The following is a 24954-nucleotide window of genomic DNA, read 5'->3' on the forward strand; positions in this document are numbered from 1 at the left end:
AGACTGCCGTCCGGCCCGGTCCGGGCGCCTGAGTCGGGGGGTACTCAAGTCGACCTGTATCAGGGATGAGTATGCCGACTCCTGTTCCCGTGACGACTTCTCTGCGGGACGTGAGGACACTTCGGACACCCTGGCCGTTCACCGGGCGGGGCGACGAACTGGAGCTGGTGCGCCGGTCCGTGACCGCCGGACGCGGCGGCATCGTGGTGACGGGCCCGGCCGGCTGCGGCAAGACCAGGCTCGTGACGGAGGCCGTCCGCGGCACCGACTGCGCCAGGGCGGCCGGGACGCCGGAGACCCGGCAGATCCCCTTCGCCGCCTTCGCCCACCTGCTGCCCGAGAGCGTCACCCTCCACCGGGCGGTGCACCTCCTGTCCGGCGTACGGCTGTTGCTGGTCGACGACGCGCACCTGCTCGACGACGCCTCCGCCGCCCTCGTGCACCAGCTCGCCGTGCACGGCCGCACCCGGCTCCTGGTCGTCGCCGCGGAGGGCGTCCCCGCGCCGGGCGCGGTGGCCCGGCTGTGGTCCGGCGAGCTGCTGCCGCGCCTCGCCCTGGAGCCGCTGCCCCGCGAGGAGACCGCCGAGCTGCTCATGGCCGGTGCGGACACCGCCCTGGAGCCCCTCACCGTCGACCGGCTGCACCGCCTGTGCCAAGGCGATCTGCGGCTGCTGCGCGAGCTGTTGACCGCCGTGAGCGAGCGAGGGCTGCTCGTACCGGTCCCGGACACGGGCCGGCGGGCGTGGCGAGGGCCGGTGCCGATCACCGCGACCGTACGGGAGCGGACCGCCCATGTCCTGGACCGCCCCCGCATCGAGGAGCGCGAGACGCTCGAACGCCTCGCCTTCGCCGAGCCGCTCCCCCTCGACCTGGACACCTTCGACGTATGGACCCTGGAGCGACTGGAGGCCGAGGGCCTGGTCACCGTCGACGACCACGGCGCCACCCGTCTCGCCCATCCGCTGCACGGCCCGGTGCTGCGCGCCGCCGCCGGCCGGCTGCGGGCCCGGCGCCTGGCCCGCACCCCGGACCAGTGCGGCCCCGCCCTGGCCGCGGAGGAGGAGGCACTGGCCCGGCGCGTCGAGCGGGCCGACGTACGGGCGTTGGACACGCCCGTGGGGGAGTGGCTGGCGGCCGAGGGCGCGCCGCTGCCGGCGGGCTACGCGGCGCTGCGCGCCCGGTTCGCACGCCTGCGCGGCCGGCTGTACGAGGCCGCTGCCTGGGCCCGCGAGGGCCTGCGCGCCGGCCCGGACGACGCGTCCTGCCATGAGGAACTCGCCCTGGCCGCGGCCCAGACGGGCGACGCGACGGCGGAGAGCCGCGGGGCGGCCGCGGCCTGGGCGGCCGCCGCGCGCGGCGACCTCGACGAGGCGGTCCGTGCGGCCGCCGGCGCCGGGGACCCGTACGACGCCGTCCGGCTCGGCGCCCCCGAGTGGGCGGCCGGCCTGCTCACCGGCGTCTTCGCCGCGCACGCCGACGCCCTCGCGCGGGGCGACGGGCCGGCGCTGGACCGGGTGGCCGGGGAACTGGAGCGCCGCGGGTTCCTGCTCTTCGCGGCCGAGGCGCACGCCCAGGCCGTACGCGCCCACCGCGACCCGGGCGCGGCCCGCACCGCCCGCACCCGGGCCGTCGCCCTCGCCCGACGCTGCCAGGGCGCCCGCACCCCCGCGCTGTCCGGCCTGGCGCTCGGCGAACTCACCGCCCGCCAGCGGCAGATCGTCACGCTCGCCGCCGCCGGCCTGAGCAACCGGCAGATCGCGGAGAGACTCACCCTCTCCGTCCGCACGGTCGGCAACCACCTCTACGGCGCCTACACCCGCCTCGGCGCCGGAGACCGGGGCGCCCTGCCCTGGCTGATGGAGCTGCCCGAGCCGCAACCCGCCTGACGCCGAGGCGCCCGGGCGGTCCTCAGGCCGCCCCGAACGCGGAGAACGCCCACCCCGTGGCCTGGTGCACGGCGTCGTCCGGCAGCGCGGCCCGCGCGTCGCGCAGCGCCTCCGCCAGGGACAGCCCCGCGTCCAGACCCTTGTGCAGCGCCAGCATCAGCGGCACCACCGCCGCGTCGTTGACCGGCGCGCTGCACGCCACCACCCCGGCCGTGCCCAGCGGCAGCAGCGCGGTGACCAGCCCGAGCAGCTCGTCCGCGCCGACCGACGCGAACCGGGCGGTGTCGCAGCAGGACAGGATGATCCGGTACGGGCTGCGGTCCAGGCGCTCGAAGTCGTGCACGATGAGCGGCCCGTCCGCCATCCGCAGCGACGAGAACAAGGGGCTGTCCGCGCGGAACGTCCCGTGCGCGGCGATGTGCGCCAACGCGGCCCCGTCCAGCTCCCGCAACACCCGCGGCACCCGCGCGGCGTCACCCTCCAGCACGGTGGCGCCGCCGCGCACCCCGGCGCCTCCCTCCGGGTGGGCGGACCGTGACCCGCGTGCCGTGTCCGGCGTCGCCGCGGCGCCCTCCCCGGCACAGGCCCCGGTCGAGTCGTCGGGCCGCCGCGGTGCCGGTGCCCGCGTGTCACCGCCCGCCGGGTGGGCCGTGGCGCCGCTCCGGCCGGTGGGTGAAAGCGCCGCCGCCGCGTCGTCCCGCGACGGCCGACGGCCGACGGCACGCGGACCGGGCGCCCCGCCGGCCGCCGACTGCGTCGGGTCCGCGTGCCGGTCATCGGCCGACGACGTCGGGCCCGCGTGCCGGTCATCGGCCGACTGCGACGGATCCGCGTACCGGTCATCGGCCGGTGGCATGCCGTCCCCGGGGCCTTCCGGCGCGGTCGGGGCCTCGCGCCCGTCCCGGGGCGACGGCACCCACGCCTCCTCGGCACCGTCCTCGGCGCCCGGCGTCCGCGACGCCACCCCGTACCGGTCGGCGAGTTCCGGCACCTCGGCCCCGCCGCTGGCCAGCCCCGGCCCCCGTACCAGGACCTGGCGGCCGCCGGGCGGGGGAGTGGTCTCCTTGGCGCGCAGCCAGCTGCTCGCAGACGGCGACACGCTCAGGACCCGTTCACGCAGGGCGGGCAGCAGAGCCCACGGCACCCGGTGGAGTCGGCCCGGCGGGACCACGACGACCGGGCCGGCGCCGAGGTGTTCCGCGGCGGGACCCAGCAGAAGTTCCTGGAGGCGCGCGCCCGCCGCCTCCACCAGGGGCAGCCGGGCCTCCGCGCCGGGGTGCGCCAGCCGCCGCAGCCCGGCCTGCACGTGCTCGGCCTCCCGTTCCGCCTCGGCCAGCAGCCCCGCCTCGAACCGCCGTACCCGGCCCTGCCCGCACAGCAGTACGTGCACACGTCCGTCGAGCACGGCCAGCTCCACCAGCCGCACGTCGTCGCCCAGCCGCCGCAGCAGATGTCCGACGTCGAACCGGTCGCCGTCGCCGGGCGCCTCGCCCCGCATGTGCAGGGTGCGGGAGCGGATCTCCCGCTCCAGGCGCCGCTGTTCGCGCTCCAGCGCGGGGACGGGCCGGCCACCGTCCGTCCGGGCCGCCTCCGCGCGCGCGGCGATCTCGCGGAACGCCGTCATGCCGCTCAGCAGCGCGGGGTCGGCCGGCGGCCGGGTCGGCGGCGCGGACAGCACGGTCGCCCGCCAGCGCTCGCTCCACACCAGCAGCCGTCGCGGCCCGCCCGAGACCAGACTCGCCCGCTGCGCCAGCGCCGCCAGCTCCGCGCCCTGCGCGGTCGCCCGTGCCCGCAGCTCCGAGGCCCCCAGCGTCATCCGGTGGTCGTCGAGGACGTCCAGACCCCGCCGGCAGGCCTCCAGCACGCCCCGCGCCGAACCGGCCGCCCGCGCGCGCAGCGCCTGCGCCGCCCAGCCCGTCATCCGCGCGAGCGGCGGCCCGCCGTGCCGACTGCGCGCGGCGACCGCCAGATGCCGTTCCGCGTCCGCCGTCCAGCCGAGCCCCAGCGCGATCCGGCCCGCGAGCAGCGACGCCTCCGGCGCGGCCGGTGCGCCGAAGGCCGCCAGCCGCTCCGCCACCGCGGCCGCGTCCGCGACCAGCCGACCCGACCCGCGCCCCGTCGCGACCCGCGCCTCGATCAGCACCAGCCGGGCGTGCGTCTCGTACCAGGTGCGCCGCTGCCCGGCGAACAGCCGTACCGCGACCGCCGCGCGCGCGAGCGCGGTCTGCGGATCGCCCGCCAGCCGCGCCGCCCGCGCCGCGACCAGCAGCAGCTCCGCCTTGCGGGTGGACTGCCCGCCGATCCCGTCCAGCGCGGCGATCGCCGCGTCCGCCTCGGTCAGCGCCTCCGGAGCGAGCCCCGCCGCCATCAGCACCTCGCAGCGCCGGATGGTGAGCATGAACGTCGGCGTGCCCAGCTCGGCGTACCGCTCCTCCGCCTCGTCCAGCAGCCGCAGCGCCGCGGGCACGTCACCGGACCGGAACGCCGCGAGCCCCCGGCTCTCCACCGCGTCGGCCTTGTCGTGCTCCTGGCCCGTGGTGTCCCACAGCGCCTCCGCCGCGGTGAAGTCGGCGTCCGCCCGCTCCACCGCGCCCAGCGCCAGATGCACGGTGGCCCGCAGGGTCAGCGCCCGCGCCGTCCAGATCACGTCGTCCACCTGCCGCAGCACCTGGATCGCCCGCCGTACGTCCTCCAGCGCCTCGCCGTGCCGGCCCAGCACCCACCACACGTACGCCCGCCGGTACAGCACCCGCGCCCGGGTGTGCCCGGTGCCGCGCGCCACCCCCCGCTCGAACGCCGCGAGGCCCTCCCGGGTGCGGCCGGAGTGCACCAGCGCCACCCCGAGCGTGGCCAGTACGTCCGCCTCCCGCTCGGCGGAGTCCGCGCGGGCCGCGAGGTCGCGGGCCCGCCGCAGATGGGCCAGGGCCCGCCGGGTGTCGCCGAAGTCCCGCTGCCAGATGCCGATGACCTGATGGGCGATCGAGGCGTGCAGCGGTGAGGGGTCGGCCCTGAGCAGCTCCTCCGCCCGCGCCAGCGCCTCGCCCGGGGCGGCGAACACCATCGGCAGCAGTTGGAGAACCGAATCGTTTCCCGCTGTCACCCCACGGATGGTAGTGCTCCGCAACCGCGCCACACAGGTTCGAGTCTGTATCAATCGGCCACCCCCGGACTCTGATTGACGACCGTGGCCGAGACTGTCGGCGCGACCGTCGCCACCATCGCCGCCCCAGTGGAGGAAATGCCATGGCACCACAGAGATTCCGCGAGCAGTTCGACCAGATCCAGCGCTCGATGCCGGGCGTCCCGCTGGCGATGGGACCGGACGACTCGGCCGAGTTCTTCTACGAGAAGGGCATCGTCCTCGCCCGCGACGGCGAGGAGGCCCGCCTCGTGGAGGACACCGTGCGCGACCACTTCACCGCGATGGCCGACCTCACCCCGGACCACGTACGCCGGGCGAGCCCCGAGTCCAACCGCACCGGCATCACCCGCATCCAGGTCGCCGACCCCGGCGAGGGCGACCGCGGCGGCGACCCCACCGTCGCCCACGCCATGCGCTCCCTCAGGACGATGGAGGGACGCGCCGGCCGCCGCCTGATCAGCCGCAACCACGTGGTCTCCATCGCGGTCAACGCCTGCCCCGGCGACGAACCCGTCCCCGTACCGATCAGCGAACCGCCGAACCCGGCCGCCGCCGGGACGCCGTACGACGCCGGGACCGCCGTCGGCGTCCTCGTCGTCGACACCGGCCTCATGCACGACTACCGGTCCTACCCCCTGCTGGCCCACACCGACGGCGACGCCCAGACCAGGGAGTGCGACGACGACGGCGTCCTCCAGCAGTACGTCGGCCACGGCACCTTCATCGCCGGACTCGTCGCCGCCGTCGCCCCCAACACCGACGTCACCGTCCTGGGCACCCTCAACGACGCGGGCGCCATCCTGGAGTCCGAGCTGGGCGAGAAGCTCTTCGAGGCCGTCGACCGGGGCGGCTGGCCCGAGGTCCTCAGCCTCTCCGCCGGCACCTCCAACGGCCGCACCGACGGCCTGCTCGGCGTCCACGCCTTCATGGAGGAACTGCGCGAACAGCGCACCCTGCTGGTCGCCGCCGCCGGCAACAACGCCAGCGCCACGCCCTTCTGGCCCGCCGCCTACGCGGATCTGCCCGGCTGGGAGAAATCGGTCCTGTCGGTCGGCGCGCTGCGCGGCGACGGCGAGTTCGGCGCCTGCTTCAGCAACCACGGCGGCTGGGTCAAGGCCTACGCCCCCGGCGAGCGCCTCACCAGCGCCCTCACCGGCTTCGGAGCACCCGTGCCGTACGTCTACCAGCACTCCACCTACGACGCCTGCCGATACGGCTTCGCCTACGCCTGCACCTGCCAGTACCCCCGGCACAACGGGGTGCTCAGCGAGCCCGGCGAGGCCCCCGCCAAGCCGGACCAGGTGATGTTCGAGGGGCACGCGCAGTGGAGCGGCACCTCCTTCGCCACCCCCGTGGTCGCGGGCCTGGTCGCCTCCCACATGACGGAGCACAAGGAGCGCGACCCGCGCGCGGCCCGCAAGCAACTGCTCGCGGCCAACACCGAGTACGCGGAAGTGCGCGGGGCGCACGTGCCCGCGCTGCTGCCGCCCACCTGGCGCCCCGTCACCCTCGACCCCCCGTCCGGTGGGGCGTGAGCGGCCCGATGGCGGGCGGAACCACCCAGTCCACGGCGTACGATGGCGTGTCGTACACGAGGGGTGGGACCGTGGACCGTGCAGATGTCGGGGTGCTCGTCCAGTTGGCCGCCGACGGGGACGCGGCCGCCTGGAAGTCACTGGTGGACGGGCTGGGCCCGCTGGTGTGGTCCGTCGTACGGGCCCACGGGCTGTCCGACGCCGACGCGCACGAGGTGTACCAGACCGCCTGGTTCCGGTTCGCCCAGCACCTGGGGCGGATCCGCGAACCGGAGAAGACCGGCTCCTGGCTGGCGAGCACGGCACGGCACGAGTGTCTGAAGCTGCTCAAGGCGTCGAAACGGTGGACACCGACCGACGACCCGCAGCTCCTCGACCGGCCGAGCGAGGAGCGTACGCCCGAGGAGTCGGTGCTCGACTCCGAGGAAGCCGCCGCGCAGACCGAGCGCGTGCGCCGGCTGTGGCAGGAGTTCGAGCAGATGGGCGAGCGGTGCCGCCAGTTGCTGCGGGTACTGATCTCCTCGCCGCCGCCCAGTTACCAGGAGGTGTCCGCCGCGCTGGGAATCGCGGTGGGCAGCATCGGGCCGATGCGCCAGCGCTGTCTGCGCCGGCTGCGCGCCCGTCTAGAGGCACGGGGGACGATATGAGCGACACGCACGACGACTTCGGGGACGAACGGTCCGATCAGGCCTTCACGGACGACGAACTCGCCACCGGCCTCCTGGAGGAGGAGCTCCGGCAGGCCGCGGCGATCCTCGACCCGGTCCCGACGGGGCTGCGGCAGGTCGCCGTCGACGCCTTCGCGCTGCACGACCTGGACGCCCGCGTCGCCGAGCTGACCTTCGACTCGCTGGTCGACGCCATCCCGGTCAGAGGAGAGACGGACCCGCCGCGGATGCTGACCTTCCGCGCGGACGACGTGACCGTCGACGTCGAGGTGACCTCCGACGGCCTGATCGGTCAGGTGCTGCCGCCGGGCCCGGCCCGGATCGAGGTGCTGAGCGGGCCGCTGGCCCATGCCCGGCTGGCGGCGGACGACCTGGGCCGGTTCACCGGCGAGGCCCCGCCCACCGGCCCGTTCGCGCTGCGGCTGCGGACCGGCCGGGAGGTGGTCGTGACGGAGTGGCTGCGCGCCTGAGCCCGCCGCCTGTCAGGCCCCGGACCCGGACCAGACGCAGGGCAGGGTGCGCGGTCCGCGGATCATGGTCTTGCGGCGCCAGGGCACCTGGTCGGCGGGGACCGCGAGCCGCAGCCCCGGCAGCCGCTCCAGCAGCGTGTCGACGAGCAGCTCGGTCTGCGTCCGGGCGAGGACGGCACCCGTGCAGAAGTGGTGCCCGTTGCCGAAGGCCAGGTGCGGGTTGGGATCGCGGTCGAAGTCGATCCGGTCGGGGTCGGGGAAGACGTCCGGGTCCCGGTTGGCGGCGAGGTAGGACACGTACACGGGGTCGCCGGCACTGACGCGCACCCCGTGCACGTCGACGTCCTCCAGGGCGATGCGGGCGAGACCCACCGAGGTGCGGTGCGAGATCCAGCGCAGCAGCTCGTCCAGGGCCCTGCCCCGCGCCTCGGGACGCTCCCGCATCCGGGCCATCAGCTCGGGGCGGGTCAGCAGCAGGTACAGCATCTGCCCCACGTTGTGGGTGACGGCCTCGCCGCCGATCTGCAGCGGCCCGGCCAGGCCCACGGCCTCCGTCTCGTCCACCTCGCCGCGGCCCACGGCGGCGCCGAGCATCGAGTACACGTCGTCGCCGGTGCCGCCGGCGCGGGCCCGGACGGTCTCCGTGATCCACCCGTACAGGCCCTGCTTCGCCCGCTCGGCGGCCTCGGCGCCGCCCGAGGTGGAGATGATCTGCCGCGTCCACGCGTGTACACGCTCCCGGTCGGCGGCCGGCACCCCCATCACCTCGCTGACGACGGCGATCGGGAACGGCTCCAGGACCCGCTCGACCAGATCCGCCGGTGGCCCGTCCCGGACGACCTCGTCCACCAGGCCGTCGAGGATCTCCCGCGCCCGGGGCCGCAGCTTCTTCGCGGCGCCCACGGTGAAGGCCCCCGCGACCGCGCGCCGCAGCCGGTTGTGGTCGGGCTGGTCGGCGAAGGCGAGCGAGCCGGGGCGTGGCTTGAAGTGCGGGGCGAGCCGCGTGATCTGCCGCTTCGTCACCTCCGCCCGCCCGAACCGCGGATCGTTGGTGATCGCCTTCACGTCGTCGTACCGGGTGGCCAGCCACGCCCAGCCCTCGCCGTGCGGCAGCCGGACGCGGGTCAGGGGTCCCTCGCGCATCAGATCGGCGAGGACCGGATCGAACCGAGGACCGTCCAGATCGAGGGCGGGCCAGTCCCGTACCGGGGGCGGGGACTGGCCGGTCAGCGTGGTGGTCTCCTGCGTCATGCCCCCACCCTCACCGCGCCCCGGGGCGGCTGTCGCGCGGGAATGCTCCAGCCGGGCGGACCGGAAGTCAGCCCGACACGGCGTCGACGAGCGCCGCCAGTGACCCGGCGAGGCGCGACAGGCCGGGTCCGGCCGGACCGCCCGGCTCGGTCATGTAGGTGTCCCGGCGGATCTCCACCATCAGCGCACCGACCTCACGCCGCTTCCCGTAGAAGTCCAGCGGCACGTACGTCCCGCTGAACGGGCTGTCCAGACCCGTCTCCCCGCACGGGGCGAACGCCTCCCCGGCGGCGGCGAGCAGCTCGGGCGGCGTGTGGAACTCGTCGGTGCCCAGGCAGACCGGCGGGCGTGGGCCCTCGCCGTGCAGCTCGTAGGGGAGCGGTTCGGTGGGGTAGGAGTGCACGTCGATGATCACGGCGCGTCCGGTGGCGGCGAGCCGGCCGGCGACCGCCTCGGTCATCGCCCGCGCGTACGGCCGGAAGTACCGCTCGATCAGCGGCTGAGGGTCGGTGCCGTCGGGCCGCAGGACCTCGCGGTGCGACGTGCGCGTGTACACGGCGCCCATTCCGACGGCCGTCATCTCCTCCCGCTCGTCCGGGAACCGCTCCGGGTCGACGACCAGCCGCGACGTCCGGTTGACGAAGCGCCAGGGCGTGAGGCCCGCCAGCCCGGCCGCCGCCTCGGCGATCCGGGCCGTGTGCGAGTCGGTGATGTGGTCCAGCTCCCGTTCCAGCGCCGCGTCGTCCAGGACGATGCCGGGGCGGACGTCGGCCGGTATCCGCCGTGAGGAGTGCGGCACGTGGAGGATCACGGGCGACGCGGGGTCGCCGGGGACGAACTCGAAGGACGCGGGGGCGTCGGACACGGGGCTTGCTCCACGAAGACGAAGGGACGAGACGGACGGCACCCCGCCTCCTGGGGAACGGAGACGGGGTGCCGCGGGCCCTGAGGTGGGGCGAGGATCAGGCGAGGGACGCCAGAGCCTCGTTCCACGTGGCCGACGGGCGCATGACCTCGGCGGCCTTGGCCGGGTCGGGCTGGTAGTAGCCGCCGATCTCGGCCGGCTTGCCCTGGACGGCGTTCAGCTCGTCGACGATGCGCTGCTCGCTCGCGGACAGCGACTCGGCGAACGGGGCGAAAACCTTCGCCAGGTCGGCGTCGTCGGTCTGCTTGGCCAGCTCCTGCGCCCAGTACAGGGACAGGTAGAAGTGGCTGCCGCGGTTGTCGATGCCGCCGACGCGCCGGGTCGGGGACTTGTCCTCGTTGAGGAAGGTCGCCGTGGCGCGGTCCAGGGCGTCGGCGAGGACCTTGGCGCGGGTGTTGCCGGTGACCTCGGCGTACTGCTCCAGGGACGGCACCAGGGCGAAGAACTCGCCGAGGGAGTCCCAGCGCAGGTAGTCCTCCTTGACCAGCTGCTGCACGTGCTTGGGCGCGGAACCGCCGGCGCCGGTCTCGAAGAGGCCGCCGCCCGCCATCAGCGGGACGACCGACAGCATCTTGGCGCTGGTGCCCAGCTCCAGGATCGGGAAGAGGTCGGTCAGGTAGTCGCGCAGCACGTTGCCGGTGACGGAGATGGTGTTCTCACCGCGGCGGATGCGCTCCACCGACAGCTTGGTCGCCTCCACCGGGTCGAGGATCCGGATGTCCAGGCCCTCGATGTCGTGCTCCGGCAGGTACGCCTTGACCTTGGCGATCAGGTTGGCGTCGTGGGCGCGGCCCTCGTCCAGCCAGAAGACGGCCGGGTCGCCGGTGGCGCGGGCGCGGGTGACGGCCAGCTTCACCCAGTCGCGGATCGGGGCGTCCTTGGTCTGGCAGGCGCGGAAGATGTCACCGGCCGAGACCGTCTGCTCCAGGACGGCGGTGCCGTTCTGGTCGACCAGGCGGACCGTACCCGTGCTCGGGATCTCGAAGGTCTTGTCGTGGCTGCCGTACTCCTCGGCCTTCTGCGCCATGAGGCCGACGTTCGGGACCGAGCCCATCGTGGACGGGTCGTAGGCGCCGTTGGCGCGGCAGTCCTCGATGACGGCCTGGTACACGCCGGCGTAGGAGGAGTCCGGGATCACGGCGAGGGCGTCGTGCTCGCCGCCGTCCGGGCCCCACATGTGGCCGGAGGTGCGGATCATGGCCGGCATGGAGGCGTCGATGATGACGTCGGAGGGCACGTGCAGGTTGCTGATGCCCTTGTCGGAGTCGACCATCGCCAGCTGAGGGCCCTCGGCGAGCTCGGCGTCGAAGGAGGCCTTGATCTCGGCGCCCTCGGGCAGGGACTCCAGGCCCTTGTAGATGCCGCCCAGGCCGTCGTTCGGGGTGAGGCCGGCCTTGGCGAGCGCCTCGCCGTACTGGGCGAAGGTCTTCGGGAAGAAGGCGCGGACCACGTGGCCGAAGATGATCGGGTCGGAGACCTTCATCATCGTGGCCTTCAGGTGCACGGAGTACAGGATGCCCTCGGACTTGGCGCGGGCGATCTGGGTCGTGAGGAACTCGCGCAGCGCGGCGACGCGCAGCACGGAGGCGTCGAGGACCTCGTCCTTCTTCACGGGGACGGACTCGCGCAGCACCGTGGTGGTGCCGTCGTCGCCGACCAGCTCGATCCGCAGCGTGCCGTCCTCGGCGATCACCGCGGACTTCTCGGTGGAGCGGAAGTCGTTCTCGCCCATGGTCGCGACGTTGGTCTTGGACTCGGCGGTCCAGGCGCCCATGCGGTGGGGGTGGTTCTTGGCGTAGTTCTTCACCGAGGCCGGGGCGCGGCGGTCGGAGTTGCCCTCGCGCAGGACCGGGTTGACCGCGGAGCCCTTGACCTTGTCGTAGCGGGCGCGGATGTCGCGCTCCTCGTCGGTCTTCGGGTCGTCCGGGTAGGCCGGCAGCGCGTAGCCCTGGCCCTGGAGCTCGGCGATCGCGGCCTTGAGCTGGGGGATGGACGCCGAGATGTTCGGCAGCTTGATGATGTTGGCCGCGGGGGTCTTGGCCAGCTCGCCGAGCTCAGCGAGGGCGTCCGGGATGCGCTGGTCCTCGGTCAGGTACTCCGGGAACAGGGCGATGATGCGGCCGGCCAGCGAGATGTCGCGGGTCTCGACCGCGACACCCGCCTGCGAGGCGTATGCCCGGACCACCGGCAGGAACGAATACGTCGCCAGGGCCGGGGCCTCGTCAGTGTGTGTATAGATGATGGTCGAGTCAGTCACCGGGTGCTCCGCTCCACGTCTGCAACATTGCTCGACATCAAGATATCTCGTGATCGCCCCGGGCTCGACAGGGGCCGTGCGGAGATTCCGGACAACCGGCCGCACGACCCATGTCGAACAAGCGAGCGAATGGAGGGATGGGCCGAGCCGGGAGAGGCGAACGGCCGGGTGAAAAGACGGGCGGGTCGGTGGGGATCAGGCGAGCGGGACGACGTCCTCGCCCGCCCGCTGCTGCGGGAACACCACGGCCCCCTGCTGCAGCGCGACCGTCCGGGCGGGCGCCGGAATACGGATGTCCTCCTCGCGGTAGCGCCGGTGGAGGCGCTTGATGAACTCGTGCTTGATCCGGTACTGGTCGCTGAACTCTCCGACGCCCAGGATCACCGTGAAGCCGATCCGCGAGTCGCCGAACGTGTGGAAACGCACCGCGGGCTCGTGTTCCGGCACCGCGCCGGTGATCTCGGTCATCACCTCGGCGACCACCTCGGTCGTCACCCGCTCCACGTGCTCCAGGTCACTGTCGTAGGACACGCCGACCTGGACCATGATGGTCAGCTGCTGCTCGGGCCGCATGAAGTTGGTCATGTTCGACTTCGCGAGCTGGCCGTTCGGGATCACGACCAGGTTGTTGGACAGGTCGCGGACGGTGGTCTGCCGCCAGTTGATGTCCTCGACGTAGCCGTCCTCGCCGCTGCTGAGCTGGATGTAGTCACCCGGCTGCACGGTCTTCGAGGCCAGGATGTGGACGCCCGCGAAGAGGTTGGCCAGTGTGTCCTGCAGGGCCAGCGCGACCGCCAGACCGCCGACGCCCAGGGCGGTGAGCAGCGGCGCTATGGAGACGCCCACCGACTGCAGCATCACCAGGAAGCCGATGGACAGCACCAGGATGCGGGTGATGTTGACGAAGATGGTGGCCGACCCGGCGACCCCGGAGCGGGACAGTGTCACCGTGCGCACCAGGCCGGCGACCACCCGGGCCGCCGACACCGTCACCACGAAGATCAGCAGCATCGTCAGCACCTGGTTGACGCCGTGCTGCACCGCCCGCGTCAGCGGCAGCGCCGCCGCCGCACCCGCCACGCCGCCCGCGACCGCCGCCCAGGGCGCCACGGTGCGCAGCGCTGCCACGATGACGTCGTCGCCGCTCCAGCGGGTGCGCCCGGCGTGCCCCGCCAGCCAGCGCAGCAGCATGCGCAGCAGGAACGCCCCCAGGAGGCCCGCCGCCAGCGCGATACCGGCGGGAACCAGGTGGTCCATGGTCGGGTCGTCCGTCACCGGCCACCTCCAGGGGGCACGGCCGCGGCGAAGTCCCTCGCCGACGGCCGGATGTGAAGTCTCGTCACGTCGTCACCTGCTCGATACCTGCTGGACTGGGAATGCGCGATCGCCCCGGCCCGCAAGGCAGTTCGACCGGCGCGACCGTTCATCCTGCCGTATCCCGGGCAGTGGTCGGTACCGCGCACAGGAGCGCGGAGGAGCGAGGCGAGGCGTTTCGGCCTCAGATCACCCTCATCCGTACCAGCGCGGCCAGCGTCAGAGCCCCCGGCAGCAGCGGCAGCCACACGGTCATCAGCCGGAACGCGAGCACCACCGCCGTGGCCACGGCGGCCGGGCCGCCCGCCGCCACCAGCGCCACGACCAGCGCCGCCTCCACCGAACCGATACCGCCCGGCGTGGGCACCAGCGCCACCGCGACCGTCGCCGCCAGATACGCCACCGCCATGTGCGCGGCCGGCACCGGCAACCCCAGCGACCGCCCCACCAGGACCAGCGCCGCCGCCTGGAGCGCGGGGAAGGTGAACGCGCCGCCCCACAGTGCCAGCGCCCGCGCCGGGCGGGTGTGCACCGAACGCGCCTCGCCGAGCGCCGTCCGCAGGAAGGAGACCACCGCCGCACGCAGCCGCGGCACCAGCGCGAGCACGCCCGCCGCCACCACCGGCACCGCGCCCACGACGATCAGCAGCGGCCCCGCGGCCCCCTCGGGCAGCAGCGTGCCGAGCCGCAACGCGCCCGGGAACACGATCAGCAGGACACCCAGCAGGGCGACGCGTCCGACGCTCTCCGCCAGCAGATACAGGGCGAGGGCGGCCGAGGAGCGGGCGAGCGGCAGCCCGCACACCGCCATGAACCGCAGGTTGACCGCGCTCGCGCCCAGCCCCGTCGGCAGCAGGTGGTTGGCCGCGCCCGCCGCGAACTGGGCGGCGAGCAGCCGCCGCCGGGGCAGCCGTTCCACCACGGCGCCCTGCCGGGTGCAGGCCGCGGCGACCCAGGTCAGACAGGTCGCGCAGGCCGCGGCCAGCAACCAGGGCCACCGGGCCGTGGCGAGATGGCCGAAGCCCTCGGCGAGCACGGACCGGTGCCGCACCGCGACCACCGTGACCAACAACGGCGGAAGCACGCAGAAGACCCGCCGGAGCAGCCGGACACGGCCGTCGCGGCGGACGGGGAGGCGGCCGGGGCCGCGGCCGGAGACGGTCGGCTCGGGGAGTTCTACCGCTGTCACACCACAAGAGATTCCCCCTGCGGCGCCAACTACGGATGGCCGACGCGCGGACGAGTGCTTACGGATGGCGGACGACCGGTCCTTGACCTCAAGTTTGATCGAGGTTCTACCGTCACTCGCATGAGCATGGAGACCACAGCCTGGACCCAGCTGCACAGCGTCATGAACGCCGAGCGGGAGCGCCGACCCCTCGCCCGCGCCACGCTGAGCCGCATCGGCGCCTTCGCCCGCCCGCACCGCCGCAGCATCACCCGGTTCGTCCTGCTCGGGGTGGCGACGGCACTGCTCGCCGTCGCCACACCCGTACTGGCCGGCCGCGTCGTGGACGTGATCGTGTCCGGCGACGACGAGGGCACCGTCGTACGCCTCGCCCTCCTCATCGCACTCATCGCGGTCGCCGAGGCGGTGCTCGGCATCCTCTCCCGCAGACTCTCGGCGAGGCTCGGCGAGGGACTCATCCTCGATCTGCGCACGGCTGTGTTCGATCATGTGCAGCGCATGCCGGTCGCGTTCTTCACACGTACTCGTACGGGAGCGCTGGTCTCCCGTCTCAACAACGACGTCATCGGCGCCCAGCGCGCCTTCAGCAACACCCTGTCCGGCGTGGTCAGCAATCTGGTCACGCTGCTGCTCACCCTCGCCGTCATGCTCACCCTCTCCTGGCAGATCACCCTCCTCGCACTGGCGCTGCTCCCGGTGTTCGTGCTCCCCGCCCGGCGGATGGGCCGCCGCATGGCCCTCATGCAGCGCGAGGCCGCCACCCTCAACGCCGCCATGGGCACCCGTATGACCGAGCGCTTCTCGGCCCCCGGCGCCACGCTGATCAAGCTGTTCGGCCGCCCGGAGGACGAGTCGGCCGAGTTCGCCGACCGCGCCCGCCGCGTCGCGGACATCGGGGTGCGCACCGCCACCGCCCAGGCCGCGTTCATCACCGCCCTCACCCTGGTCTCCGCCCTCGCCCTGGCCCTCGTCTACGGCCTCGGCGGCTGGTTCGCCCTGCGCGGCACCCTTGACCCGGGCGCCGTCGTGGCGCTCGCGCTGCTCCTGACCCGGCTGTACGCGCCGCTCACCGCGCTCGCCGGGGCCCGCGTGGAGGTCATGAGCGCCCTGGTCAGCTTCGAGCGGGTCTTCGAGGTACTGGATCTCACCCCGCTCATCGAAGAGAAGCCCGACGCCCGCCCGGTCCCCGACGGCCCGGTCGCCGTCGAGTTCGACGACGTCCGCTTCGGCTACCCGTCCGCCGACAAGGTCTCCCTGGCCTCCCTCGAAGAGGTCGCCTCCCTGGACACCCGGGGCGGCGAGGAGGTCCTGCACGGCCTCTCCTTCCGCGCCGAACCCGGCCAGACGATCGCCCTCGTCGGCTCCTCCGGCGCCGGCAAGTCGACCATCGCGGGGCTGCTGCCGCGCCTGTACGACGCCGACGGCGGCACCGTGCGCGTCGGCGGCGTCGACGTCCGCGACCTGGGCGCCCGTTCACTGCGCGACACCGTCGGCATGGTCACGCAGGACGGCCACCTCTTCCACGACACCGTCCGGGCCAACCTGCTGCTGGCCCGCCCCGAAGCCACCGACACCGAGCTGCGGGACGCGCTGCGCCGCGCCCGCCTGACCGACCTCGTACGCTCCCTGCCCGACGGTCTCGACACCGTGGTCGGCGAGCGCGGCTACCGGCTCTCGGGCGGGGAACGCCAGCGCATGACCATCGCCCGGCTGCTGCTGGCCCGCCAGCGCGTCGTCATCCTCGACGAGGCCACCGCCCACCTCGACAACACCTCCGAGGCGGCCGTCCAGGAGGCTCTCACCGAGGCCCTGGAGGGCAGGACGGCCGTCGTGATCGCGCACCGGCTGTCCACGGTCCGGGCGGCCGACCAGATCCTGGTGGTCGAGGCGGGCCGCATCGTGGAACGCGGCACCCACGACGAACTCCTGACGGCCGGCGGCCGCTACGCCCAACTGCACCGCACCCAGTTCGGGCGGCGGACACCGGAAAGGGCGGAGAAGACGGAGACGGCGGGGACGCTGGAGAAGGCCGAGACGGCGGCGTAGGGGTGCGGGGAGAGAGGGAGGGGGACGGTGCGGGGCGGGACGGCGCGGGCGCTACCTCGGGCCGGCCGGCCCGCCCCGCGCGGGCAGATCCTGCTCGGCCCACACGACCTTCCCCTCGGGCGTGCGGCACGAGCCCCAGCTCCGGCACATCATGTTGATCAGCTGGAGACCGCGCCCGCTCTCGTCGCTCACGTCCGCGCGCTGGATCTGCGGCAGATCCGGCCCGGAGTCGGAGACCTCCACCGACAACCGCCGCTCGTGCCGCAGCAGCCTCAGCTCACCAGGGGCGTTCCCGTACCGCAGGGCATTGCCGACCAGCTCGCTGACCACCAGCTCCGTCGAGTCGACGAGATCCTCCAGGCCCCACCGCACCAGTTGCTCGCGCACCGCCGTACGGGCCTGCCCGGCGGCCTTGCCGTCCGGCGGCAGGGTCCGCACGTACACATCACCCTCCGGAGCGAGCGGACGGGCGGCGGCGATCAGGACGATCGCGTCGTCGGACCGGTCGCCGCCGACCCGCTCGGTGACCGCCCGGCACACCGTGCCGTCGTCGGGCACACCCGCGCCGACTGCCTCGCGCAGCCGCTCCATCTGGGAAGCGAGGCCGGCGGTGCGCGACCTGATCAGGCCGTCCGTGTACAGCGTCAGCCGCCCCCGCTCGGGCATCGGGCAGTCGACCGGGTCGTACGGGATCACCCCGGTCCCCAGCGGCGCCCCGGCGGGCACGTCCAGGAACGACGCGGTGCCGTCGGGCCCGGTCAGCAGCGGTGGCGGGTGACCGGCGCTGGCGATGCGGAAGGTGCTGCCGCACGGGTCGTAGACCGCGCACAGACAGGTGGCGACCTGGTCCTCCTCCAGGTCGCGGGCGGCCAGGTCCAGCCGGGCCAGCAGCCGCTCGGGCGCGATGTCGAGGGCCATCAGCGTCCGGGCCACCGTGCGCAGCCGGCCCATGGTCGCGGCGGCGGCCAGGCCGCGCCCCATCACGTCGCCCACCATCAGCGCGGTACGGCCGCTGGGCAGCGCGACCACGTCGAACCAGTCGCCGCCCACGGCGGCCGGATCACCGGCCGGGTCGTAGCACGAGGACACCTCGAGCCCGGGTGTGCTCGGGCTGGACCGGGGAAGCAGGGCCCGCTGAAGCGTGACCACGTGCTCGCGCTCCCGCCCGTAGAGCCGGGCGTTGTCGATGTACACGGCGGCCCTGGACGCCAGCTCCATGACCAGCGCCACGTCGGCACGCGTGAACGGTGTCCGGCTGCCGGCCCGGACGAGGTCGGCCAGGCCCAGCAGCACCCCGCGGGCGATCAGCGGTACCGCGAGGTAGGAGTGCACACCCGCGCGCCGCATGAGATCGGCGGCCTCGGGAGTGGGCGCGACGGCGTGGAAGTCGGACGGCTCCATACGGGTGACCAGCACCGGCTTCCGGGTGGTCAGGCACGTGCGCACCAGCCGGTCGGCGGTGTACACCGACACCTCGCCCACCGGGTCCGGCGCGAGGTTCAGCCCCGGGACCTCAGAGACCGCCATGGCCCGGAGCTCGGGGGTGCCCGCCGCCCCCTCGAAGTGATCGCCCTGCTGGAACCGGAGCACCGACTCCAGCAGGTCCACCGCGCACCCGTCGGCCAGTTCGGGCACGGCGAAGCCGGCCAGCTCCTCGGCCGTGCGCCGCAGGTCCAGGGTGGTCCCGATGCGCATACCGGCCTCGTTCAGCCATGCCAGCCGACGCCGGGCGCGCACCGCCTCGGTCACCGGCCGCAGGGCCGCTTTCAGCGCCCGGTGGCCGCCCACGACGGTCTCGGGAGGCCGGCGGAGCCCGCGCAGCCACGGTCGTTCCCGCACGCGTCGCCTCCTCCCACAGCCTCCTGCCCCGATTCTGCCCTGCCTCGGGGCGACCGGCGACGCCGGTGCCCCGGCGATGGACCCCCGGCGGTCCCCGGCGGCGGGTCCCCGGCGGGCCCCGGCCGGGGCACCGCCGGGGGCGCGTCAGGCGCGCAGCCACACCGCCGTGTCCCCCGGGAGCCGGCCGTCGGCGTCGAGCGGCCCGCTGCGGAGCAGAAGCGTGCTGTGTGCGGGCAGCCCGACCGGTCCGGGAGACAGGTTGACGACACAGATCAGGCCGCCCCCGCGCTGGAACGCGAGGACGCCGTCCGGAGCCGGCAGCCAGCCGAGCGGGCCGTCGCCGAAACCGTCGGCGGAGCGCCGCAGGCGCAGTGCCCGGCGGTAGAGCGCGAGCATCGACTCCGGGTCGGTGCTCTGGCGGTCCGCCGCGTACGCCGACCAGCCGGCCGGCTGCGGCAGCCAGGGCTCCGCCTCGGAGCCGAAGCCGCAGTACGGGGCGTCGGCCGACCACGGCAGCGGTACGCGGCAGCCGTCCCGGCCCGGATCGGTGCCCCCGGAACGGAAGTGCATCGGATCCTGGATCCGGTCGAGCGGTACGTCCGCCTCGGGCAGACCGAGTTCCTCCCCCTGGTACAGGTAGACCGACCCGGGCAGGGCCAGCGTCAGCAGTGCGGCGGCGCGGGCGCGCCGGGCCCCGAGGGCGAGGTCGGTCGGGGTGCCGAAGGTCTTCTTCGCGAAGTCGAAGCCGGTGTCCGCACGGCCGTACCGGGTCACGGTGCGGGTCACGTCGTGGTTGCAGAGCACCCAGGTGGCGGGGGCGCCGACCGGGGCGTGCTCGGCCAGGGTGTCGTCGATGGCGCGGCGCAGCCGGTCCGCGTCCCAGGGGCAGGACAGGAAGTTGAAGTTGAAAGCGGTGTGCAGCTCGTCGGGCCGCAGGTAGCGGGCGAAGCGCTCCGCGTCGGGCAGCCACACCTCACCCACGAAGACGCCCCCGTACTCGTCGGCGACGGCCCGCCAGGAGCGGTAGATGTCGTGCAGTTCGTCCTGGTCGATGTAGGGGTGCGGGTCGACGCCCTCCTCGAAGTCCGCGAGCGCGGGGTCCTTCGCGAGCAGGGCGGCGGAGTCGATGCGTACGCCCGCGACACCTCGTTCGAACCAGAAGCGCAGTACGTCCTCGTGTTCCTGGCGCACCTCGGGGTGGGCCCAGTTGAGGTCGGGCTGTTCCGGCGTGAAGAGGTGGAGGTACCACTCGCCGTCCGGGACGCGGGTCCAGGTGCGGCCGGAGAACTGGGAGGGCCAGTTGTTGGGCGGCAGTTCGCCGTTCTCCCCGCGCCCGGTACGGAAGTGGAAGCGCTCCCGCTCCGCGCTGCCCGGGCCGGCGGCCAGCGCCGCCCGGAACCAGGCGTGCTGGTCCGATACGTGGTTGGGGACGATGTCGACGATGGTGCGGATGCCCAGCTCCCGCGCCTCGGCGATCAGCTTCTCGGCCTCGCCGAGGGTGCCGAAGGCCGGGTCGATCGTGCGGTAGTCGGCCACGTCGTAGCCGCCGTCGACGAGCGGTGAGACGTACCAGGGGGTGAACCAGACGGCGTCGACACCGAGTTCGGCGAGGTACGGCAGTCTCGCCCGGACGCCCGCGAGGTCACCGGTGCCGTCGCCGTCGCCGTCGGCGAAACTGCGGGGGTACACCTGGTAGATGACGGCGTCGCGCCACCAGTTCTCGGTGCGGTGCGCGGTGGGGTCTGCCACGTGACGGTCCTTTCGGGCAGGTTGGATCTTCGCCGCCGGCCCGGACAGGGCGGGGCGTCGGACGGGCCGGCGGCGAAGGCTGACGGGGACGAGCCGGTCGGGCGGGGAGGGAGACGGGCGGAGTGCCTCAGCCCTTGAGTCCGCCGGCGGTGAGTCCGCCCATGATGTTGCGCTGGAAGATCAGGAAGATGATCAGGGTCGGCAGCGAGGCCATGGTGAGCGCGGCGATCAGCACGTTGACGGGCACTCCGTTGGACAGGGAGTAGATGCCGACGTTCAGTGTCTGCTTGGCCGGGTCGGGCAGTGTCAGCATGGGCCAGAGGAAGTCCTTCCAGACGCCCACGATCGCGAAGATGGACACCACACCGAGGATCGGCCGCGAGATGGGCAGCACGATCGACCACAGGGTGCGCATCGGCGAGGCGCCGTCCATGGACGCGGCGTCGAGCAGCTCCCTCGGGATCGAGTCGAAGAACCGCTTCAGCAGGAAGATGTTGAAGGCGTTGGTCACCGAGGGCAGCCAGATCGCCCACGGTGTGTTGAGCAGGTTGCGTTCGAAGAGCGGCACGTCGAGCACCGTCAGGTACTGCGGCACGACCAGCACCGTCGCCGGGATCATCAGCGTCGCCAGCATCATGCCCAGGATGGCCTTGCCGAAGACGGGGCGGAGTTTGGACAGGGAGTACGCCGCGGCCACGTCGAGGACCAGTTGGAAGGCCAGCGCGCCGAACGCGTAGAACAGCGTGTTCCCCAGCAGGCCGGCCAGGTCCATGACGTTCCAGGCCTGCGAGTAGTTGTCGGGTTCGAAGGACTCGGGCACCAGTGTCGGAGGTGTCCGTACGACTTCCTGGGTGTCCTTGAAGCCACTGGAGATCATCCAGTACATCGGGCCGAGGAAGACCACGGTGAAGAGAGCGACGACACCGCCGAACGTCACCCAGTAGAGGACCTTGCCGCGGGGCCTGGCGAGTTGCGCCGGTGAGATGAGCGTGCGTGTGGACATCTGTGGTTTCCCCCGGGCTCTCTACTCGTCCTCGGCGCGGCTGAGCTTCACGTACGCCGCCGAGAATCCGGCGAGGAGCACGAGGAGCAGCAGGCCGAGGGCCGCCGCGGCGCCGTAGTCGTTGAAGTTGAAGGCGTACTGGTAGATGAGGTAGACGACGGTGGTGGTGGAGCCCTCGGGGCCGGCGCCGCCGGTGAGCAGGAAGGGTTCGACGAAGACCTGCATCGTGGCGATGATCTGCATGAGCAGCATCAGGGAGAGGATGAGACGGGTCTGCGGAATCGTCACGTGCCAGATCTTCCGCAGCAGCCCGGCACCGTCGAGCTCCGCCGCCTCGTACAGCTCACCGGGTATGCCCTGGAGCGCGGCGAGGTAGATCAGCGCCGCGCCGCCCATGTTCATCCAGGTCGACGCGAGGACCACGGAGAGCATGGAGAGGTCGGGATCCTGCAGCCACTGCTGCTCGGGCAGCCCGACGGAGGTGAACAGTTCGTTGAGCAGGCCGTAGCCGGGGTCGTACAGGTACTTGAAGAGCAGCACGGCGGCGACCGGGGGCAGCATCACCGGCAGATAGACCAGCAGCCGCAAGTACCCCTTGCCGTGCCGGAGTTCGTTGATGACGATCGCGACGACGAACGGCACGGCGAAGCCGAAGACCAGGGCCAGCACGGTGAACAGCAGGGTGTTGCGCCACGCCTGCCAGAAGGCCGGGTCGTTGAAGACCGTGCGCAGGTTGTCCAGGCCGACCCAGGAGACCTCGCCCTGGTCCGTCTTCTGGAAGGCGAGGAAGAACTCCCGGACCATGGGGTACCAGGAGAAGAAGGCGAAGCAGAGGACCGCCCCGATCAGGAAGCCGTGCGCGGTGAGATTGCGTCTGAGGTTCCTGCCGAAGGACCCGCCGGGCGAGGGCGGGCCGGCCGGCGGCGGCTGGGAGTGGCGGGATCTCGCCGCCTTGCTCGGGGTCAGGCTGGGGGCCGACATCGTCGCTCCTCGGTACTGATCTCGTGGGCCCCGGGGAGCGGTACGGCCCGCCCCCCGAGGGAGCCGGTCACTGCGTGGCCAGAACCTGGTTGACCTGCTGCTCCGCGGTGGAGAGCAGCTTGTCGATGTCGGCGTCCTCGTTGGTGAGGATGCCGGACATCACGTTGTCCAGGACCTTGTAGACCTCCTGCGCCTTCGGCGGCTCGGCCTTGCCCGGGACCGGGTTGTCCAGATACGTCTTGAAGTTCTCGACCGGCATGGTGGCGTGCTCGACCCGGGCCGCGTCGTCCTTCTTCTTCGACTCGTTCAGCCAGAAGTTGGGCTGCGGGAGACCGACCGGCAGGTCGTCCTTCTTCTTGCGGGCCCAGTTGAACTGTCCCTCGCCGACGGTGAGGTTCTGGAAGTTCAGCCAGGCGACGCCGGCCTTGATCTTGTCGGGGGAGATCCCCTTCTTGATCATGTAGTTGTTGCCGCCGGCCAGGGTGTTCTTCGCGTCCGGGATCGGCCCCATGCCGAAGTTCTCGTAGTCGGCTCCGAGTTGCTGCACCATGTACGTGATGTCGTCGGGCGCGGCGAGGAACATGCCGAGCTTGTCGGTGGCGATCTGCTTCTGCAGGTCGCCCCACTTGAGCAGCTGGGTCTTGCCCATGCTCTCGTCCTCCCAGCGCATGGCGTGGAGGTTCTCGGCGACCTGCTTGCCCAGCTCGTCGTTGAACGCCGCCTTCTTGCCGCTCGCGTCGACGACCTCCCCGCCGAGGCTGAACATCTGGGCGGTGAAGTGCCAGCCGCCGGTGTTGCCCGCGCTGTACTCGCCGAAGCCGGCGATGCCGTCGCCCAGGTCGGCGATCTTCTTGGCGGCGGTGCGGACCTCGTCCCAGGTGCGCGGCGGGGTGTCCGGGTCGAGTCCTGCCTTCTCGAAGAGCTTGCGGTTGATCAGCAGGCCCATCGTGTAGTTGCTCGTGGGCAGGCCGTAGAGCTTGTTCTCGTGCTTGAGCGAGCCGAGGACGTTCGGGTCGATGTCCTTCAGGAGCGGCACGGTCTTGTCGTTGACATACGCGGTGATGTCCTCGGCGCCGTCGTTGTCCAGTACCTGGGGCAGGTCGGTGAAGTACGTGTAGAAGACGTCGGGCTGCGACTTGGCCTTGAGCATCGCGGTGAACCGCGGCGGCTCCAGGCACTGGCCCGGGGTGGAGCGGCCCTCGATGGTGACGTTGGGGTACGTCTTGTTGAACTCCTTGACGTCCTCCTTCCACTCCTTCAGCTCCGCCGCCTTGGCGGCCGCGGGCATGCAGTCGATGGTGATGGTCACCTTCGTCTTCGGGTCCAGCGGAGCAGCCGGGTCGGAGGACCCGCTGCTGCCTTCGGAACCGCCGCCGTCGTCACTGCTGCTCGTGCCGCAGGCGGCCAGAGCGGTCAGGGTGAGAGCGGAGACGAGCGTGATGGCGCCGGCACGACGGGTACGGCGGAGCCGAGCACTTCTCATGGGTGGTCCCCTTCGGGCATGAACGTGGAAGGCGCCCCACCGCCGATGCGTTGTGGGGCGCCGCTCACTCAACCACCGTGAACAAGAGCGCGCAATATCTCGCGCTGATTTTGTAATTGTTGGACAGATCGCCGAAGGCGTTGAGGCGCGATTACTCGGCGGATGCCTGTGCCGTGGAGCCGCGGACGACGAGTTCGGGTTCGAAGAGCAGCTCCCGGTGGGGTACTTCGGTGCCCTGGATCTGGGCGCAGAGGAGGTCGACGGCGGCGCGTCCCATGGCTTCGATGGGTTGGCGGACGGTGGTGAGCGGGGGTTCGGTGCAGGTCATGAAGGCGGAGTCGTCGTAGCCGACGACGGAGATGTCGTGGGGGACGTGGAGTCCGCGTCGGCGGGCGGCGCGGACGGCGCCGAGGGCGAGGGGGTCGCTGGCGCAGATGATGCCGGTGACTCCGCGTTCCAGGAGGCGGGAGGCGGCAGCCTGGCCGCCTTCGAGGGAGAACATGGCCCGCTCGACGAACTCCTCGGGAAGCTCCGCGTTCATGGCCTCGGCCGCTTGCCGGGCGGCGGCCAGTTTCCTGCGGGAGGGGATGTGATCGCTGGGGCCGAGCACCAGGCCGATGCGCTCGTGCCCGAGGGAGACCAGGTGCCGCCAGGACTGCTCCACGGCCACCGCGTCGTCGCACGCGATGCAGGGAAAGTCGAGGTCCGCGATGGAGGCGTTGATGAGCACCACGGGGATGTTGCGTTCCGCGAGCAGCCGGTAGTGATCGTGCGGGGCGTCGGCCTGGGCGAACAGGCCACCGCCGGCGAAGACCACGCCCGACACCTGCTGCTGCAGCAGCAACTCGACGTAGTCGGCCTCGGAGACGCCGCCCTTGGTCTGCGTGCACAGCACCGGCGTCAGCCCCTGCTGGGCCAGCGCACCACCGATGACCTCGGCGAACGCCGGAAAGATCGGGTTCTGCAACTCCGGCAGCACCAGCCCCACCAACCGCGCGCGCTCACCCCGCAGCTGCGTCGGCCGCTCGTAGCCGAGAACGTCCAAGGCGCTCAGCACCGACTGCCGGGTCGCCTCCGAGACCCCCGGTTTGTCATTGAGCACCCGGCTGACCGTGGCCTCGCTGACCCCAACCTTCTTCGCTACCTGAGCAAGTCGTCGCGTCACATGCGCAAGACTAGCGCAAGCCTTCGCAAGAGGCTTGCGCCAGTCTTCGCT

17 protein-coding genes are annotated in these 24954 nt (G+C 72.7%); 5 read left to right on the top strand and 12 right to left on the bottom strand.

The genetic code is table 11. The annotated features are described in order from the left end of the window. Nucleotides 1-65 precede the first annotated feature (65 nt). Nucleotides 66-1886, top strand: a complete 1821-nt coding sequence (locus QC283_RS07790) for a LuxR family transcriptional regulator AbsR2 (RefSeq protein ID WP_279560634.1) — start codon at nucleotides 66-68, stop codon at nucleotides 1884-1886. A gap of 22 nt (nucleotides 1887-1908) precedes the next feature. Here the strand turns inward: QC283_RS07790 and QC283_RS07795 are convergent, their stop codons facing one another. Further along, a complete protein-coding gene (locus QC283_RS07795; protein ID WP_443032574.1) occupies nucleotides 1909-4947 on the bottom strand; it encodes a CHAT domain-containing protein in 3039 nt (1012 codons plus the stop codon). A gap of 182 nt (nucleotides 4948-5129) precedes the next feature. Here QC283_RS07795 and QC283_RS07800 point away from each other — a divergent pair, with 182 nt between their 5' ends. Genes QC283_RS07800 through QC283_RS07810 form a run of 3 tightly spaced genes read left to right on the top strand, consistent with a single transcriptional unit; the run spans nucleotide 5130 to nucleotide 7701 of the window. Continuing rightward, nucleotides 5130-6563: a S8/S53 family peptidase gene (locus QC283_RS07800; RefSeq protein WP_279560636.1), complete on the top strand. Its 1434-nt coding sequence runs from the start codon at nucleotides 5130-5132 to the stop codon at nucleotides 6561-6563. An 8-nt stretch (nucleotides 6564-6571) separates the two neighbouring features. After that, nucleotides 6572-7210, top strand: coding sequence for an RNA polymerase sigma factor (locus QC283_RS07805; RefSeq protein ID WP_279560637.1), 639 nt, complete (start codon nucleotides 6572-6574; stop codon nucleotides 7208-7210). Then, nucleotides 7207-7701, top strand: a complete 495-nt coding sequence (locus QC283_RS07810) for a hypothetical protein (RefSeq protein WP_279560638.1) — start codon at nucleotides 7207-7209, stop codon at nucleotides 7699-7701. Before QC283_RS07805 ends, QC283_RS07810 begins: the two co-directional genes overlap by 4 nt. Nucleotides 7702-7713: 12 nt before the next feature. Here QC283_RS07810 and QC283_RS07815 read toward each other — a convergent pair whose 3' ends face one another. The 5 genes from QC283_RS07815 to QC283_RS07835 all read right to left on the bottom strand — a co-directional run bounded on the left by QC283_RS07815 (nucleotide 7714) and on the right by QC283_RS07835 (nucleotide 14532). Next, complete coding sequence (locus tag QC283_RS07815) at nucleotides 7714-8952, bottom strand: cytochrome P450 (protein ID WP_279560639.1); 1239 nt, start codon at nucleotides 8950-8952, stop codon at nucleotides 7714-7716. A gap of 67 nt (nucleotides 8953-9019) precedes the next feature. Continuing rightward, on the bottom strand, nucleotides 9020-9817 hold the full coding sequence (locus QC283_RS07820) for an N-formylglutamate amidohydrolase (protein WP_279560640.1): 798 nt from the start codon (nucleotides 9815-9817) through the stop codon (nucleotides 9020-9022). Between the two features lie 97 nt (nucleotides 9818-9914). Continuing rightward, nucleotides 9915-12134, bottom strand: a complete 2220-nt coding sequence (locus QC283_RS07825) for an NADP-dependent isocitrate dehydrogenase (RefSeq protein WP_279560641.1) — start codon at nucleotides 12132-12134, stop codon at nucleotides 9915-9917. 195 nt (nucleotides 12135-12329) lie between these two features. Further along, nucleotides 12330-13391 carry a mechanosensitive ion channel family protein gene (locus QC283_RS07830; protein WP_383531332.1) on the bottom strand — a complete coding sequence of 354 codons (1062 nt, stop codon included), beginning with the start codon at nucleotides 13389-13391 and terminating at the stop codon, nucleotides 12330-12332. A 241-nt stretch (nucleotides 13392-13632) separates the two neighbouring features. Next, entirely contained in the window at nucleotides 13633-14532 is a 900-nt protein-coding gene (locus tag QC283_RS07835) for a lysylphosphatidylglycerol synthase transmembrane domain-containing protein (RefSeq protein WP_279560798.1), read from the bottom strand. Between the two features lie 231 nt (nucleotides 14533-14763). Here QC283_RS07835 and QC283_RS07840 point away from each other — a divergent pair, with 231 nt between their 5' ends. Next, nucleotides 14764-16683 carry an ABC transporter ATP-binding protein gene (locus QC283_RS07840; RefSeq protein ID WP_279560799.1) on the top strand — a complete coding sequence of 640 codons (1920 nt, stop codon included), beginning with the start codon at nucleotides 14764-14766 and terminating at the stop codon, nucleotides 16681-16683. Between the two features lie 51 nt (nucleotides 16684-16734). Here the strand turns inward: QC283_RS07840 and QC283_RS07845 are convergent, their stop codons facing one another. The 6 genes from QC283_RS07845 to QC283_RS07870 form a co-directional block, all read right to left on the bottom strand. Continuing rightward, nucleotides 16735-18522 carry an ATP-binding SpoIIE family protein phosphatase gene (locus QC283_RS07845; protein WP_279560643.1) on the bottom strand — a complete coding sequence of 596 codons (1788 nt, stop codon included), beginning with the start codon at nucleotides 18520-18522 and terminating at the stop codon, nucleotides 16735-16737. A 144-nt stretch (nucleotides 18523-18666) separates the two neighbouring features. After that, nucleotides 18667-20271, bottom strand: a complete 1605-nt coding sequence (locus tag QC283_RS07850) for a glycoside hydrolase family 13 protein (RefSeq protein WP_279560644.1) — start codon at nucleotides 20269-20271, stop codon at nucleotides 18667-18669. A gap of 127 nt (nucleotides 20272-20398) precedes the next feature. Continuing rightward, nucleotides 20399-21274, bottom strand: coding sequence for a carbohydrate ABC transporter permease (locus QC283_RS07855; protein WP_279560645.1), 876 nt, complete (start codon nucleotides 21272-21274; stop codon nucleotides 20399-20401). A 21-nt stretch (nucleotides 21275-21295) separates the two neighbouring features. Beyond that, the gene (locus QC283_RS07860) at nucleotides 21296-22255 is read right to left on the bottom strand and encodes a carbohydrate ABC transporter permease (protein WP_279560646.1); all 960 of its coding nucleotides are present in this window, start codon (nucleotides 22253-22255) and stop codon (nucleotides 21296-21298) included. Nucleotides 22256-22322: 67 nt separating this feature from the next. Further along, entirely contained in the window at nucleotides 22323-23738 is a 1416-nt protein-coding gene (locus QC283_RS07865; protein WP_279560647.1) for an extracellular solute-binding protein, read from the bottom strand. Between the two features lie 151 nt (nucleotides 23739-23889). After that, nucleotides 23890-24903 carry a LacI family DNA-binding transcriptional regulator gene (locus QC283_RS07870; RefSeq protein WP_279560648.1) on the bottom strand — a complete coding sequence of 338 codons (1014 nt, stop codon included), beginning with the start codon at nucleotides 24901-24903 and terminating at the stop codon, nucleotides 23890-23892. Nucleotides 24904-24954 lie beyond the last annotated feature (51 nt).

The organism is Streptomyces sp. DH41 (genome assembly GCF_029813785.1).
In the GTDB taxonomy this organism is placed as follows: Bacteria; Actinomycetota; Actinomycetes; order Streptomycetales; family Streptomycetaceae; genus Streptomyces.